This is a genomic window from Acinetobacter sp. NIPH 542 (assembly GCF_000369825.1).
Lineage (GTDB): Bacteria > Pseudomonadota > Gammaproteobacteria > Pseudomonadales > Moraxellaceae > Acinetobacter > Acinetobacter oleivorans.
The window spans coordinates 385,646-400,113 of sequence record NZ_KB850205.1; the positions used below are offsets into that span (position 1 = coordinate 385,646).

General features: G+C 40.7%; 16 protein-coding genes. 7 read left to right on the forward strand and 9 right to left on the reverse strand.

Annotated elements, in window-relative coordinates:
- Nucleotides 1–17: 17 nt before the first annotated feature.
- The 4 genes from F886_RS05165 to F886_RS05180 are packed head-to-tail and all read left to right on the forward strand — an operon-like array spanning nucleotide 18 to nucleotide 3,096.
- Entirely contained in the window at nucleotides 18–743 is a 726-nt protein-coding gene (locus F886_RS05165) for a 3-ketoacyl-ACP reductase FabG2 (RefSeq protein WP_005302292.1), read from the forward strand.
- On the forward strand, nucleotides 743–1,969 hold the full coding sequence (locus F886_RS05170; RefSeq protein ID WP_005302294.1) for a beta-ketoacyl-ACP synthase: 1,227 nt from the start codon (nucleotides 743–745) through the stop codon (nucleotides 1,967–1,969). Before F886_RS05165 ends, F886_RS05170 begins: the two co-directional genes overlap by 1 nt.
- A gap of 11 nt (nucleotides 1,970–1,980) precedes the next feature.
- Nucleotides 1,981–2,415, forward strand: a complete 435-nt coding sequence (locus F886_RS05175; protein WP_005302297.1) for a hypothetical protein — start codon at nucleotides 1,981–1,983, stop codon at nucleotides 2,413–2,415.
- Nucleotides 2,416–2,439: 24 nt separating this feature from the next.
- Nucleotides 2,440–3,096 (forward strand): 4'-phosphopantetheinyl transferase family protein, encoded by a 657-nt coding sequence (locus F886_RS05180; RefSeq protein ID WP_005302300.1) that lies wholly within the window; start codon nucleotides 2,440–2,442, stop codon nucleotides 3,094–3,096.
- 68 nt (nucleotides 3,097–3,164) lie between these two features.
- On the opposite strand, the gene secB is transcribed toward F886_RS05180, so the two are convergent.
- The 4 genes from secB to rsgA all read right to left on the reverse strand — a co-directional run bounded on the left by secB (nucleotide 3,165) and on the right by rsgA (nucleotide 5,490).
- Complete coding sequence (secB, locus tag F886_RS05185; protein WP_003654925.1) at nucleotides 3,165–3,617, reverse strand: protein-export chaperone SecB; 453 nt, start codon at nucleotides 3,615–3,617, stop codon at nucleotides 3,165–3,167.
- A gap of 27 nt (nucleotides 3,618–3,644) precedes the next feature.
- Nucleotides 3,645–3,902, reverse strand: coding sequence for a glutaredoxin 3 (gene grxC, locus F886_RS05190; protein ID WP_002114715.1), 258 nt, complete (start codon nucleotides 3,900–3,902; stop codon nucleotides 3,645–3,647).
- 11 nt (nucleotides 3,903–3,913) lie between these two features.
- Nucleotides 3,914–4,330 carry a rhodanese-like domain-containing protein gene (locus tag F886_RS05195; protein WP_004794673.1) on the reverse strand — a complete coding sequence of 139 codons (417 nt, stop codon included), beginning with the start codon at nucleotides 4,328–4,330 and terminating at the stop codon, nucleotides 3,914–3,916.
- A 98-nt stretch (nucleotides 4,331–4,428) separates the two neighbouring features.
- Entirely contained in the window at nucleotides 4,429–5,490 is a 1,062-nt protein-coding gene (gene rsgA, locus F886_RS05200; protein ID WP_005302303.1) for a small ribosomal subunit biogenesis GTPase RsgA, read from the reverse strand.
- Nucleotides 5,491–5,615: 125 nt separating this feature from the next.
- Between rsgA and orn the strand changes: the two genes are divergently transcribed.
- From orn to F886_RS05215, 3 genes are all read left to right on the forward strand, one after another.
- The gene (orn, locus tag F886_RS05205; protein ID WP_005302306.1) at nucleotides 5,616–6,182 is read left to right on the forward strand and encodes an oligoribonuclease; all 567 of its coding nucleotides are present in this window, start codon (nucleotides 5,616–5,618) and stop codon (nucleotides 6,180–6,182) included.
- Between the two features lie 154 nt (nucleotides 6,183–6,336).
- A complete protein-coding gene (locus F886_RS05210) occupies nucleotides 6,337–7,068 on the forward strand; it encodes a Bax inhibitor-1/YccA family protein (RefSeq protein ID WP_005302309.1) in 732 nt (243 codons plus the stop codon).
- Between the two features lie 137 nt (nucleotides 7,069–7,205).
- Nucleotides 7,206–8,009, forward strand: a complete 804-nt coding sequence (locus F886_RS05215) for an enoyl-ACP reductase FabI (protein ID WP_023274323.1) — start codon at nucleotides 7,206–7,208, stop codon at nucleotides 8,007–8,009.
- Nucleotides 8,010–8,078: 69 nt separating this feature from the next.
- Here the strand turns inward: F886_RS05215 and F886_RS05220 are convergent, their stop codons facing one another.
- The 5 genes from F886_RS05220 to lptE all read right to left on the reverse strand — a co-directional run bounded on the left by F886_RS05220 (nucleotide 8,079) and on the right by lptE (nucleotide 14,461).
- On the reverse strand, nucleotides 8,079–9,476 hold the full coding sequence (locus F886_RS05220) for an efflux transporter outer membrane subunit (RefSeq protein WP_081402112.1): 1,398 nt from the start codon (nucleotides 9,474–9,476) through the stop codon (nucleotides 8,079–8,081).
- A gap of 22 nt (nucleotides 9,477–9,498) precedes the next feature.
- Nucleotides 9,499–11,493 carry a MacB family efflux pump subunit gene (locus F886_RS05225; RefSeq protein ID WP_005302315.1) on the reverse strand — a complete coding sequence of 665 codons (1,995 nt, stop codon included), beginning with the start codon at nucleotides 11,491–11,493 and terminating at the stop codon, nucleotides 9,499–9,501.
- A gap of 2 nt (nucleotides 11,494–11,495) precedes the next feature.
- A complete protein-coding gene (locus tag F886_RS05230) occupies nucleotides 11,496–12,836 on the reverse strand; it encodes a MacA family efflux pump subunit (RefSeq protein ID WP_004794665.1) in 1,341 nt (446 codons plus the stop codon).
- A gap of 107 nt (nucleotides 12,837–12,943) precedes the next feature.
- A complete protein-coding gene (gene holA / locus F886_RS05235; protein WP_004794664.1) occupies nucleotides 12,944–13,933 on the reverse strand; it encodes a DNA polymerase III subunit delta in 990 nt (329 codons plus the stop codon).
- An 18-nt stretch (nucleotides 13,934–13,951) separates the two neighbouring features.
- A complete protein-coding gene (gene lptE / locus F886_RS05240; RefSeq protein WP_004794663.1) occupies nucleotides 13,952–14,461 on the reverse strand; it encodes an LPS-assembly lipoprotein LptE in 510 nt (169 codons plus the stop codon).
- Nucleotides 14,462–14,468: the final 7 nt, after the last annotated feature.

The window sequence follows — 14,468 nt, forward strand, 5'->3', positions numbered from 1 at the left end:
AGAATTAGGAATACATTGTGACAAGACGAATTTTAGTAACAGGTTCAAGTCGAGGAATTGGGAAAGCGATTGCATTACAACTAGCAAAGGCTGGTTTTGATGTGACTGTACATGCACGTTCGCGTCAGGCAGAGGCTGAGCAAGTCGTACAAGAGATTCAAGCGTTAGGAAAAAATAGCCATTATCTAATGTTTGATGTAAATGAACGCCAAACTGTTCAACAGATTTTAGAACAAGATGTAGAGCAGCATGGCGGATTCTATGGCGTTGTATTGAATGCAGGTCTTACTCATGATGGAGCTTTTCCTGCACTCACCGATCAAGATTGGGACGAAGTTATTTCAACGTCCCTAGACGGTTTTTATAACGTATTAAAACCATTAGTTATGCCAATGATTCATTTACGTAAAGGTGGCCGTATCGTCACCTTATCTTCGGTTTCTGGGATTATGGGTAACCGTGGTCAGGTTAACTATAGTGCTGCAAAAGCAGGATTGATTGGTGCGACCAAGGCTTTGGCCCTCGAATTAGCGAAGCGAAAAATTACTGCGAACTGTGTTGCGCCAGGGTTGATCGAAACTGAAATGGTGACAGACGAAGTCAAAGAACATGCACTTAAAATGATTCCGTTACAACGCATGGGACAAGTCGATGAAGTTGCTAGCGTGGTGAAATTCTTGTGTTCCGATGAAGCTTCTTATGTGACCCGACAGGTTATTTCTGTGAATGGGGGGCTCATCTGATGAAACGTGTTGTTGTGACAGGAATGGCTGGAATTACCTCTTTAGGTGAAACCTCTGATGAGATTTTTGCCCAATTTGAAGCCGCCAAAAGTGGTATTCGTTACATGCCGGAATGGGAACAGTATGTTGACCTTCGGACTAAGCTTGCTGGACCTGTTGAAACATTTCATGTTCCAAAACATTTTAACCGTAAAGTCACCCGTGGTATGGGCCGTGTTGCACTCATGTCTGTGGTTTGTGCCGAAACTGCTTTGCAAAATGCTGGCTTGCTTGGGCACGAAATTTTGTCTAGTGGTGAAGCGGGTGTTGCCTTTGGTTCTTCTGCGGGTAGCGTAGAGGCCGTGGGTGAGTTTGCAAGCATGTTGCTTCATCAGAGCATGAGTAAGATCAATGCAACAACCTATATCCGCATGATGGCCCATACAAGTGCGGTGAACATGACCGTGTATTTTGGTCTAAAAGGGTTAACTTTACCGACATCAAGTGCATGTACCTCTGGTTCTATGGCCATTGGGCAAGCCTATGAAGCGATTAAATATGGCAAACAAAAGGTCATGATTGCTGGTGGTGCAGAAGAACTCAGTGCAGCAGGTGCTGCGGTTTTTGATGTATTGTTCGCGACCAGTGGAATGAATGACCAACCAGAAAAAACACCACGACCATTTGATGCTAAGCGAGATGGATTGGTGATTGGTGAAGGGGCGGGCTGCTTAATTTTAGAAGAATACGAACATGCCAAAGCTCGAGGTGCCCATATCTATGCAGAAGTGATTGGCTACGGTAGCAATACTGATGGTCAACATGTCACTCGCCCCGAGGCAGAAATGATGGGTCGCTGTATGCAATTGGCACTTAAAGATGCATCTGTAGAAGCTAAAGACATTGCTTATGTAAATGCGCATGGCACCTCAACTGATCAGGGCGATGTAGCAGAAAGTCAGGCGACAGCAACAGTTTTAGGACGTAAACCGATCAGCTCTTTAAAAAGCTACTTTGGACATACGCTGGGGGCGTGTGGGGCTATTGAAGCTTGGCTGAGCATTGAAATGATGAACCGTAGTCGCTTTATTCCAACTTTAAATCTAGATGAAGTCGATCCACTGTGCGGCGATCTGGATTATATCGTTCAGCAGCCAAGAACTCTGGATGCTGACATTATTATGAGCAATAACTTTGCTTTTGGCGGAATTAATACTTCGCTTATTTTTAAACGTGTTAAACAATAAGGAACACAACAATGTTAAATAAAAAACTTTTATTTGTAGCAATGCTAAGTGCGGGTTTTACTGCCACTGTTCAGGCTGGAGATGAAGTACATCAGTTGAATTTTAAAGAAGCTGTAGACCGTGCAGTTGCAGATGGCACTTTAGATGGTTCAGTAAAGTTTTATTTAAAGGGTACAAAGTCTGGCGGTAAGATTATTCAAAAAGATGCAGTAACCAATAAAAAAACCAATGGTTTTGGTAAGTCAGCAGCAACGTCTTGTGATTGGGTTTTACGTTCAGCACTCATCCAAATGCAAAACAATGCTAAAGCACAAGGTGCAAACGCAGTTATCAATATTGTGAGCTATTTTAAAGCCAATGAAACCACAAGTACGACAACTTACGATTGCTATAAAGGCACCATGATGGCGGGGGTTACCTTAAAAGGCGACGTGGTTAAATTCTAATTAATTTAAAATAAGGTCGGGATAATGTCTAAGCGTAATATTGAAGTCTACACACAGACATTGTCCCAGCTTCTTTTAAAATCTAAACAAGATTTTCCTGACTTTCGTACATTTAATCATTATAAAAAACAGCAAATACATAACATTAGAAACGAGCTGATAGCACAGAAATTACAAATTACAATAACGGATTTAGCGTTTGCAAAGCATGAGCATGGCAAGCCATATTTATTGAATCACGATTTAGATTTCAATCACTCTCATAGCCAACAGTATTATGCTTTAGCAATGAGCCCGCATGTTAAAGATATCGGTGTCGATGTTGAAGAGTTAGACCGTAAAGTACGTTTGGAAGCTCTAGCTCAGCATGCATTTCATCCCGATGAATATGCAACATGGCAAAGTCTAGAACAAGATAGAGAATATTGGTTTAAAGTCTGGACGACTAAAGAGGCTGTTCTAAAAGCTTCGGGTCTTGGTATCCGTTTAGATTTAAATACTTTAAATACTCAAGCACATCCTACAGACCGTGGCGGAATATGTTCTCATCCACTTATTGGGACATTTGCTTATCAAAATTTTGTTTTAGGCAATATGATGCTAACAGTGGCATGGCGCTCAGAATTATCTTGCCGCGGTTTTCAGTTTCCAACTATTCAGCTTCATTCACTTGATTCTTAATAAGTGAAATAGCAGACATAAAAAAACCGCGATAAACGCGGTTTTTTACTAAAGGAAAAGCTAGAAAATTAAGCTTGACCTTCAACAGCTTGAGCACGTTGCATATTTGCTTCGAACTCTGCATCAAAGTTGATTGGTGTAAGAAGTAACTGTGGGAAGCTACCTTTAGTCACTAAATCATTTACCGCTTCACGTAAGAACGGGAACAAAATATTTGGGCAATACGCGCCTAAAATATACGGTAAGCGATCTTCTTCGATGTTATCAATCAAGAAAATACCTGATTGAGTGATATCTACAATGAACGCTGTTTCGTTGTCGTTATCGGCTTGTACCACAACTTTTAAAGAAACTTCAAAATGAGTTGGATCAATTTTTTCTGCAGCAGAAGAAAGATTGATATTGAGTTCAGGTTGCCATTGTTTAGTAAAAACTTGTGCCCCAGGAACCTCAAAAGAAATATCTTTTGTATAAATACGCTCTAAAGCTAATTGTGGTTGAACTTGTTGTTCTTCGCTCATTGTTTTTTCCTTAATATGGATGCGAGATTAAGCCAATAATTCGTCGAGTTTACCTTCACGCTCTAAAGCATAAAGTTGGTCAAAACCACCAATAAACTGATCGTTAATAAAAATTTGTGGGACAGTACGATGATTAGTGCGTTGCATTAATTCAACACGTACTTCCGGTGCTTCAACAGAAAGATTTACTTCTTTGTAAGCAACACCTTTACGCTCAAGTAACTGTTTAGCACGAACACAATACGGGCATACAGAAGTTGAGTAAACAATGACATTTGCAGCCATAATAATTCTCCTTAAGCTTTCGGTTTGCTTTTTACAAGAGGTAAGCCTTGTGCTTTCCAGTTACTAATGCCACCATCGAGTCGATAGCTGTCATGGTGAGCAACTTTTTGCAAAGCACTACCAGCGACTTGCCCGAGGTTGCAAATAAATACTAATGGACGGTCACTTGCTTTTAATTCATCAGCATGACTTGCAATTTGGCTGAAAGGAATATTGCGGCTACCACTAATATGACCTTCACGGAAGTCTTTACTATCGCGCAAGTCGATGAGTATGGCATTTTTCGCTTTCACTAAAATACCAAGCGACTGTGGTGAAATTTTACGACCGTTACGTTGACCTTCAAAAATGAAGAACAACACGACCAAGACTCCGAGCGTACCAAACAAAATGGGGTGATTCCCCATAAACTCTAACCAGCGTTCCACAAGTCACCTAAAAAAAATTAAAAACAAAATTGACCTAGAGTATAGCGTATATAGATGGTGATCAAAATCACCACTTCAAGGGCAAAGCGGACAGAAAATTAGTTTTTTTGCTGTGCTTCTTGAATCTCATCATTTAAACGCAAAAAGCTATCTAGGCGCCGTGGTAAAATTTCACCAGATTCTACAGCGTGTTTTAACCCACAGTTCTTTTCATGAGTATGGGTACAGTTACGGAATTGGCAAGAACCCAAATGTGCTTCAATTTCTGGAAAGCCCATACGAATTTTTTCTAAATCAAGATGCCAAAGCCCAAATTCACGAATTCCCGGTGAGTCGATTAACGCGCCATTTTTACCGAAATTCATTAAACGTGTAGAAGTTGTTGTGTGCTGACCAAGTGCAGAGTTTTCAGAAATAATATTTGTTTTTTGCTCTGCTTCTGGAATGAGCACATTAATTAAAGAACTTTTTCCTACACCCGATTGGCCAACGAATGCTACTGTTTCGCCATCTAAACGTTCAGATAAAGCAGAGATATCACCCTTTTTAGACTGACAAATCATCACTTCATAACCCAAAGTTTTATATTCTTCTAATAGTGTGAGAATTGGATCATTTTCGGTTAACAAATCAGATTTATTGAGGACTAAAAGAGCAGGAATATTAGCATCTGCACAAGCAACTAAATAACGGTCAATTAACGTTGGTGCAGGTTCAGGAAGCGGTGAAAAGACAATCACAATCAAACTGATATTTGCTGCCACAGGTTTAACTTTGTGATAACGGTCTGGACGGGTAAGTAAAGAGGTACGAGGGTGAATGGCTGTAATAATGCCTAACCCCGTGTTTGGGTCAGCTTGCCATTTAACTCGGTCACCAGTCACAAGTAATTCTAAGTTTGTTCGGGTATGACAGCGCCATACGCTTTTGAGCTCGATAGGTTTCCAGAAAGGTTCTGGCTCTCCTTCGGCAACTTGAGGTTTTTCTGGGTGATGCTCAGGTACAGAGAGTGCTTGTACTTCAAGTTGGCGGCCATAATGTTGTACAACGAGTCCGTCCAGATCTTGTGAAGTATCGGCCTCTTCTTGGCGAGTTTTGTGCTGTTTTTCAATACGACGTTGCTGTTGTTCAGTTAAACGACGCTTACGAATTAAAGCCATTCATATCCCAAAAAAACCACTGTTTGAAGATGGCAAAAATAGCATGAAGCGGCTATAGAATTACAGCGCAGATGCAAGAAATTTGCTACTATTGATGTTTTTACGGCATTTTAGAACGTACATACATGAGCAGTACTTTAAATACACGATTAATTTGGATTGATCTGGAAATGACCGGATTAGATACCGATAATGACCAAATTATTGAAATCGCAACAATTATTACAGATGATCATTTAAATGTACTTGCCGAAGGTCCGGTTTTAGCCGTTCACCAGCCTGACCGTATTTTAAATGCAATGGATGAGTGGAATACCCGCCAACATGGGCAGTCTGGTCTGATTGAACGAGTTCGTCGCAGCAAATTAACAGCTCGTGATGCTGAGTTACAAACTTTAGAATTCCTAAAAAAATGGGTGAATCCAAAAGTTTCACCGATGTGTGGTAACTCGATCTGTCAGGATCGCCGTTTCTTACATCGTCTTATGCCTGAACTAGAGCAGTATTTCCACTATCGTAATCTTGATGTATCTACGGTAAAAGAACTTTCAAAACGCTGGCGCCCTGAAATCATGAGTGGTCTGAAAAAGAATGCATCGCATTTAGCAATGGATGATATTCGTGACTCGATTTCCGAGTTGAAATATTACCGTGAATACTTCTTTATTATGAACACTGACGGTAAAGATTAATGACTTTGCCCGAGTGATATGAAAGGGAGGCTATTGCCTCCTTTTTTATTGTTTAAAGGGGATTGTTACAATAATGCCGATCGCCTGATTTGGCTTTCATATTCATTTTGCTTAAAATGATGTTTTAAATTTTTATTATAAAAAGAGAGCATTTATGCAAAGTAATAACCCGATACTGACCCGTGTTGAAACGGTCAGTGACTATAGTCAACCGATGACTGTGCAAGGTGCGATTCAAAAATCTGTAATGTTGACAGTTATTGCTGCTGCGGTGGGTGTCGCTTTATTTTTCTATGCAGCCTTTACTGCAAATGTTGGCATTGCTTACTCGGCTTCAATTGTGGGTGCAATTGGTGGCTTGGTTTTAGCTTTAATTACAACGTTTAAACCAACGACCGCGCCAACATTGGCAATTCCGTATGCCTTATTTGAAGGGGCTTTTTTAGGTGGTATTTCTTTTACTTTCCAGTTGAAATACCCAGGTGTTCCTCTTCAAGCTTTATTAGCAACTTTCGTCACCACTTTGGTGATGTTTGGTCTATATAAATTCCAAATTATTCGCGCAACTGAAAAGTTCAAGTCAGTTGTAATTTCTGCATCTTTGGCGATCTTTATTGTATTTATCGTGCAGATGGTCATGCGTTTAGCATTTGGTTCAAGTGTTCCTTATATTTTTGAAAGTAACTGGTTAGGCATTGGCTTTGCTGCATTTGTTGCAGTGATTGCTTCACTTAACCTGATTTTAGATTTTGATTTAATCGAAACTAACGCAGCATATCGTGCACCAAAATTCATGGAATGGTTGTGTGGTATCGCATTACTTGCAACTTTAGTGTGGATGTATATTTCTTTCTTACGCTTACTTGGCTTATTGTCTGACGACTAAGATTGAATTCATCGAGAAGTCGCTCCTTATCAGGAGCGATTTTTTTTCGTGCGATTTTTGAAAAAAGATGCATTATGCAATTTCGAAAACCGCTGAATATTGGCATTATGCTTGAAATTGTTTTGAGTGAGATCGGCATGACACAAGGACTTTTAGCAGGTAAGCGCTTTTTGATTGCAGGCGTTGCTAGTAAATTATCAATTGCTTTTGGTATTGCACAAGCATTACACCGTGAAGGTGCAGAGCTTGCGTTTACTTATCCAAACGAAAAATTAAAAAAACGTGTGGATGAATTTGCTGAGCAATTCGGTTCTAAGCTTGTGTTTCCATGTGATGTTGCTGTTGATGCTGAAATTGATAATGCATTTGCAGAACTTGCAAAACATTGGGACGGTGTAGATGGTGTTGTGCACTCAATTGGCTTTGCACCTGCACACACGCTTGATGGTGACTTCACTGACGTAACTGACCGTGACGGTTTTAAAGTTGCTCATGACATCAGTGCATACAGCTTTATTGCAATGGCTCGTGCTGCAAAACCTTTATTACAAGCTCGTCAAGGCTGTTTATTGACTTTGACTTACCAAGGTTCTGAGCGCGTTATGCCTAACTACAACGTAATGGGTATGGCAAAAGCTTCTTTAGAAGCGGGTGTTCGCTACTTAGCATCAAGCTTGGGTGTTGATGGTATTCGTGTAAACGCGATTTCTGCGGGTCCAATCCGTACTTTAGCTGCTTCTGGTATTAAGTCTTTCCGTAAAATGTTAGATGCTAATGAAAAAGTTGCACCGTTAAAACGTAATGTAACGATTGAAGAAGTAGGTAATGCAGCGTTGTTCCTATGCTCACCTTGGGCTTCTGGTATTACTGGTGAAATTCTATATGTAGATGCTGGTTTCAATACTGTAGGTATGAGCCAATCTATGATGGATGATGAATAAGTTTTAAAACTTATTTAGCCATTAAAAAAGCCGTAGTTGAAGGACTACGGCTTTTTTAATTGGTACAAGTTACTGAGGAAGTTCTTTTACAGGTGAACCACCTAAAGCTTGCATGAGAGTGACATACGCGTTGTATTGGCTTTGCTTGGTTTCAACGAGGCTTAACCTTGCAGTACGTGTGGTTTGCTGAGCATCGAGAAGTGTTTTTAATGCGACAGCACCATAACGGTAACGGACTTCGGTTAAACGTTCAGTTTTTTCTGCAAGTTCAACATTGCGCTCCTGTAACGCTACTTGTTTGTCGAGTTCGGTACGACTCGATAAAGCATTTTCTACATCAGCAAAAGCCTGATAAAGCGTTTGACGATATTGAATAATCGTTTTTTCATAATCTAGATTGCTAATCGCGATATCTTTCTTCATATCGTTATATTGCAAAAATGGTAAGCTCAAACTCGCCCCAAGTGTCAGAGCAGGGTTACGTAATAACTCCGTTAACGATGTGCTGCTTGAGCCCAAACTACTCGTTAAGCTAATCGATGGATAGTAGCTCGCCTTAGTAGCATCTTTAGTCGCTAATGCTTTTCTTAAACGTAACTCACTCGCTTGCAAATCAGGGCGGCGCGATAAAATATCGGCAGGTAAACCAGCACCAATTGCAGGTAGAGCAGTGCGTGGTAAACGCTTTGGCTCTTGAATGTTTAATTGTTGCAATGGCTCATGCAATAGCACTGCAATAGCCGTGCGTGTTTCAACACGTTGTTGTTCAATCTGGCTTAAACTCGCTTTCTGGCTTTGTACCGATTGTTCTGCTTGAGTCAGATCTACACCTGAAACAGCGCCAGCTTTATATTGAATCTGTACCAAGTCATAAAGCTTTTGTGATGTTGCAAGACTTTGTTGGGCAGTTGTGTAGCGCTCATTTAAATAACCGAGTTGCCAATAGAGTTTTGCAGTGGTTGCAATTAAACTTTGCCCAGTGGCTTGTAAGTCTTGTTCGGTCGCTAAGGCTTCCCATTTACTTGCCTCAGTTTGGCGTGCAAGCTTGCCAAACAAGTCAAGCTCATAGCTTACGCCTCCTTTAACTGATAATCCGCTAGAATTATCATCTCCAGAATTTAAATCGAAAGAATGGCCTGTTGAGATTCCCGTGTTTGTAACACGAAGCCCTTGTTGGTTTGCAGTTAGATCTGCTTGTAGACGGGCTTGCTTTAAGGCAATTCCGGCAACTGCTAAATCACTGTTACGCTCTAATACATTGCTTACGAGCTGATTAAGCTGAGCATCATTGAAAAGCGTCCACCAACGATCAGAGTATTGATCGGCAGACATGTTTTTTGCTTTTGCTGTGTCATATTGAAAGCTACCCGGAACTTGTACTGCAGGCGTTTCATAAGGTGTTTTTACTACAGCTGCACATCCTACAAGAGAACTTGTGAGAAGAAGTGCTGTGCTGAGTTTAGTCATAGAGAAAGACATGCAATTTTCCTTATTCTCGAGATAGTGCGGCAACAGGGTCAAGTTTCGCGGCATTCTTAGCAGGCAAGAAACCGAATACGACACCAATCAGGGTTGAACAGACAAATGCTGCAATAATAGAAGTGCTTGAATAAGCCACGCTAAAGTTACCGCCAGCAAATTTATTAATGAGTTGTCCAAGTCCAAGCGATAGTAAGACGCCAAGCACACCACCAATTAAACACACCAAAATTGCTTCAATCAGGAATTGCTGCAAAATATCACTTTGACGAGCACCTACGGCCATACGTACGCCAATTTCCTGAGTACGTTCAGTCACTGAAACCAACATAATGTTCATCACCCCGATACCACCAACCACCAGTGAAATTACGGCAATTGCTGAAACCAGAAGCGTCATTGTGCTGGTTGTTTTCTCAATGGTTTGACGGATACTGTCACTGTTCATGGTGAAAATATCTTGTGCACCATGGCGCTGAGTTAATAGGTTTACAATCGCATTTTCTGCGGCAGCAGTTGAATATTTGTCATTAATACGAACAACGATATTACGTACATTAGACTGACCCAACATACGGCTCATTACGGTTGTATAAGGCATATAGACATTTAAAGTATCATCTGAACCCATGCCGCTTGTCTGCGGTTCTACAATCCCGATAATACGTGCTGGTACACTACCGAGCAGTACGACTTGGCCAATTGGATTACTACCATCTCCAAAGAATTGTTTTTGCGTATTAGTATCGATTACAACATCTTGTGAACGATCACGCACACTACGTTGGTCAAAAGTTTGCCCATCTTTAAAGACCAAACCTTTAACATCAAAATAATCGTTACTCACACCATTAATGGTCGCGTTTGCTTCATTCTGCTGGTAACGCATGGTTTTGGATGTACTGACGATTGGGCTGACTGCACTGACATAAGGTTGAGTCATTAACGCATCAGCATCGGCAGGAACCAATGTTTTAAAGTTTGCAGTTTTGGAGTTATCACCAAAACCACGGCCCTGAAACACCGTAATCGTATTTGTTCCCAGACTGCTAATATTGCTTAAAATTTGTTGTTGAGAACCTTTACCTAGCGCGACCACTGTAACAACAGATGCAATACCAATAATGATCCCAAGCATGGTTAAAAAAGTACGCATGCGGTGAGCATTCATCGACAGTAAAGCCATTTGAAAAGCTTCTGACAAACGATCTAAAGTAGAACGCCATGCGGAAATACTTTTGCCTTTCTTCTGTTTGCCTTGCAAAGCAGGAGCGGCATCTGGATCAGAATTGCCTGGTTCAGCTGCTTGATCAGGAACATTAGGACGGTCACTAATAATTTCTCCGTCACTAATTTCGATAATACGCGTCGCATTTTTTGCAACTTGCATATCGTGGGTGACTAAAATAATAGTGTGACCTGCGGCATTGAGTTCACGCAAAATACGCATCACCTCAACACCACTATGAGAGTCGAGTGCCCCTGTCGGTTCATCTGCCAGAATAACGTCACCGCCATTCATAAGGGCACGGGCAATAGAAACACGTTGCTGCTGACCGCCAGAGAGCTGGCTTGGTCTATTGAGTGTTTTAGTACCTAAACCTAATTCGGTCAGTAAAGCCGTTGCGCGTTGTTTACGCTCAGAAGGGGTAACACCTGCATAAACTGCGGGAACTTCAACGTTACCCTCAGCGGATAAGTCACCCAGTAAATGGTAGCGCTGGAAAATAAAACCAAAATATTCACGGCGTAGTCGAGCGAGTTGATCTGGTTCGAGTTTACCTGTCTCTTGCCCACTAACCTTGTAACTACCACTCGTAGGACGGTCTAAACAGCCCAAAATATTCATGAGTGTTGACTTACCAGAACCAGACTGACCGACAATGGCAACCAGTTCACCTTCGTAAATGGTAAGGTCAATGCCTTTTAAAATTTGTATCGTGCTTTCGCCAGCAGGGAATTCCCGGACTAGATTGCTGACTTCAAGCAAAGCTTGTTTTGTCATGCTTACATTCCCATTGGGCCACTACGGCGACGGTTATTACTACTATTAGCTGATGCAGCAGAAGTATCTGCACTATCGGCAATGACAACTTGATCACCTTGTTTTAAGCCCGCAAGAACTTGTGCATTTACACGGTTGTTAATGCCAACCAAAATTTGAGTTGGTTTAGTTGTGCCATCAGCTTGTAATACACGTACAACACTTAAGGTTAATTTACCTTGTTCAATTAGCTGTTTTTGCTCAGCAGTCAGGTTAAGACGCTCCAGACGAGCTCCATTTCCTTGAGATTTTTTAGCAGCTTCAGGTGTAGAGCTTGCTTTATCAGATGATTGGCCTGACTTTCTTTGACCTGAAAATTGTTTAGAGCTCAGTGCTGATGATGGAACGAGCAAGGCATTTTTAGCTGAGTTTAATACGATATAAACTTGTGCAGTCATATCAATACGCAATTTACCATCGGTATTTGGCACATCGAATAAGGCATTATAGTAAACAGCTGAACTCGTTGTTGAGCTTGTCGTACTTGTTGATTCGCTAGAAATAGAATCTGGGGCAGGTTCAATCTGGCGTAAAGTTGCGTAACGCTTAGTGTCTTCACCTAATGTAGTGAAATAAACTTGTTGTCCTTTCTCAACTTTCATAATGTCAGCTTCACTGACCTGTGCCTTGATCGTCATGTTTTGTAGTTTTGCAATTTTGACAATTGTTGGCGCACTTTGATTGGCGTTTACTGTTTGACCTTCTTCGGTCACAATCGCAACAACTGTACCATCTGTTGGAGCAACAATACGCGTATAACCAATATTGGTTTGGGCCGTAGATTTTGTGACTTTTGCCGATTCGATTTGTGCATCTAACGCTTTGATTTGTGCCTGAGCTGTTTTATAGCTTGCCTCAGCCGATTCTAAATCCGCACGTGGTGTTGCATCTTGTGCATACATTTGTTGCTGACGGCGGTATTCAAGTTGTTTTTCATTCAAAGAAGCAACTTGCTGAAGACGCTGTGCTTCTAAATTCTTAATATTTGCATCAGAGGTTTTTAAACTATTTTCTTGGGTCGTTGAATCAATCTGTGCAATAAGTTGACCTTGCTTAACCTGATCGCCAAGTTGCACATACATCTTTTTAACCTGACCAGATACCTGTGCACCGACACTAATCAGTTTGGTTGCATCAAGTGTACCCGTTGCAAGTACATTATTTTCAATATCCCCGCGTGTTACCTCGGCAGTAATATATTGTGGCTGTTGCTGTTTTGGCTTGAAAAACTTCCAGGCTAAAAGAGCAATAATGACTATACAGACGATGATAATAACAAGTTTGATTGGCTTTATTTTTGGCATGGCGAGAGGTCGAAAAGTTTAAAATTTAATTTAGTATAAAAGCGAAATGAGGATAAAACGTGAATTTTTATGATATTTCAGGAATGAAGAAAAAGGATACAGCCGAATTACTGTATAAATAATGTTTTTCCACATAATTCAGCAATCGCTTGCTGCATTAAATGTTCTGCATTTTCGTTCGACATTCCTTTAATTGCTGCATCGATTTGCAATAGAAGGGTAGACCAGCCTAGAAACTGTTGTGGATTTAGTCTTCTTAATGCTTGTTGATATAAGCTGACTTTTGTTTTCCAGATACCGAGCTGTAAGGCATTATGTGGCTGTTCAAACAACTGCATTAACAAGCGCATTTCTTTACTTAAAGTCCATAAAATCAGACTGTCTGGTTCGCCTGCTGCAATTAAATATTGAAAAATCTTAATAGATTGGCCAAGGTTGCCTTCTAATAATGCATCACTTAAATCATAGGTGGTATAGCGTGATTGATCTTGTAGGCACGCATATAATTGTTCAATTTGAATGAGTTGTTGGTCTGGAAATGTGTCTCGTACACGCATCAAGCTATTTTTAGCTGCAAGCAAATTGTGCTCATGATGTTGCATTAGCCACTGCCAAGCATCATTGTCGAGTTGAATTTCAAGTTTCTCTGCTTCAGCAGATAAAATTCTTTGACGATCTTGTGGGTAATTTGCCGTGAGGGCAACTACAACCCCATTTGCTTCAACAACTTGGAAAAAAGCAGATTTTAAGCTGCTACTATCTTGTTTGGGTAAAACAATTAATAGCAGGTTATGTTCATTATGTTGTATATAGCTTTTGAGTTGTTTTAAGCCATTCGCATCAGGTTTTATATTGCCGTGTACTTCAATAGCAAGCTGCTGAGAAAATAACGATAAGCTATTAAGTGCGTTAAAAACATTTTTCCAGTCGCTTACGCTACTAATATCATAGCGCTGTCTTTCAACTTCTTGTTGTTGCCAGCTTTTTCGAAAAGCATCTAATAAATTTTGTTCTAATAAAGGCTCTTGCCCATGCAAAATCCACGCACCCCGAGCTTCCGGAGTACGTTTTAAGGCTTGTAAATAATCAATTTTCATTGCTGGTAAAAATACAGATTAAGGCTGAGCTTTTGGTAAGCGATTTGCTGAAATCTGACGAGTAATTTGCTGTGCAATATCATCAATTACAATGCGTTGTAAGTAACTTTCTTGCTGATTTTCAGTGTTGACTGTTGCCAAGTCATATTGATAACTACGAGATGCAGTTAATGAGCGTGGCTCAGTAATTTTATTACCCTGACGATCTTCAATCTGGAAGGTTACGGTCAAACGTAATAATACTTCAGTTAGTTTTCCATTTAAAAGCTGACGACGTGGTGTGTACTCTAAAACACGAAGTACATAGGCATCATTATCATTGCTGAGTTGAACACCATTAGCAGCTAAATACACTTTTAACTGCGTTTCCAAATCATCAGTTTTAGCTGGTAACTCAAGGCTTAACTTTTTATAAACAAGCGGAGTCGCAGTCGGGTTGGTTCCTTTTAAATGAAACCCACACCCGACTAAGCCTGCACTAAGGCCTAAGGTTAAAACAACAGCGGCTAAACGTTTGGCTAAGTGCATGCTTGAT

Excerpts from the sequence above, each read along its gene's own strand:
- F886_RS05170 (WP_005302294.1), top strand. The coding sequence starts at position 743 with ATGAAACGTGTTGTTGTGACAGGAATGGCTGGAATTACCTCTTTAGGT.
- F886_RS05210 (WP_005302309.1), top strand. The coding sequence starts at position 6,337 with ATGCAAAGTAATAACCCGATACTGACCCGTGTTGAAACGGTCAGTGAC.
- F886_RS05175 (WP_005302297.1), top strand. The coding sequence starts at position 1,981 with ATGTTAAATAAAAAACTTTTATTTGTAGCAATGCTAAGTGCGGGTTTT.
- orn (WP_005302306.1), top strand. The coding sequence starts at position 5,616 with ATGAGCAGTACTTTAAATACACGATTAATTTGGATTGATCTGGAAATG.
- F886_RS05215 (WP_023274323.1), top strand. The coding sequence starts at position 7,206 with ATGACACAAGGACTTTTAGCAGGTAAGCGCTTTTTGATTGCAGGCGTT.
- F886_RS05180 (WP_005302300.1), top strand. The coding sequence starts at position 2,440 with ATGTCTAAGCGTAATATTGAAGTCTACACACAGACATTGTCCCAGCTT.
- lptE (WP_004794663.1), bottom strand. The coding sequence starts at position 14,461 with ATGCACTTAGCCAAACGTTTAGCCGCTGTTGTTTTAACCTTAGGCCTT.
- F886_RS05220 (WP_081402112.1), bottom strand. The coding sequence starts at position 9,476 with ATGACTAAACTCAGCACAGCACTTCTTCTCACAAGTTCTCTTGTAGGA.
- holA (WP_004794664.1), bottom strand. The coding sequence starts at position 13,933 with ATGAAAATTGATTATTTACAAGCCTTAAAACGTACTCCGGAAGCTCGG.
- F886_RS05230 (WP_004794665.1), bottom strand. The coding sequence starts at position 12,836 with ATGCCAAAAATAAAGCCAATCAAACTTGTTATTATCATCGTCTGTATA.
- secB (WP_003654925.1), bottom strand. The coding sequence starts at position 3,617 with ATGAGCGAAGAACAACAAGTTCAACCACAATTAGCTTTAGAGCGTATT.
- grxC (WP_002114715.1), bottom strand. The coding sequence starts at position 3,902 with ATGGCTGCAAATGTCATTGTTTACTCAACTTCTGTATGCCCGTATTGT.
- F886_RS05225 (WP_005302315.1), bottom strand. The coding sequence starts at position 11,493 with ATGACAAAACAAGCTTTGCTTGAAGTCAGCAATCTAGTCCGGGAATTC.
- rsgA (WP_005302303.1), bottom strand. The coding sequence starts at position 5,490 with ATGGCTTTAATTCGTAAGCGTCGTTTAACTGAACAACAGCAACGTCGT.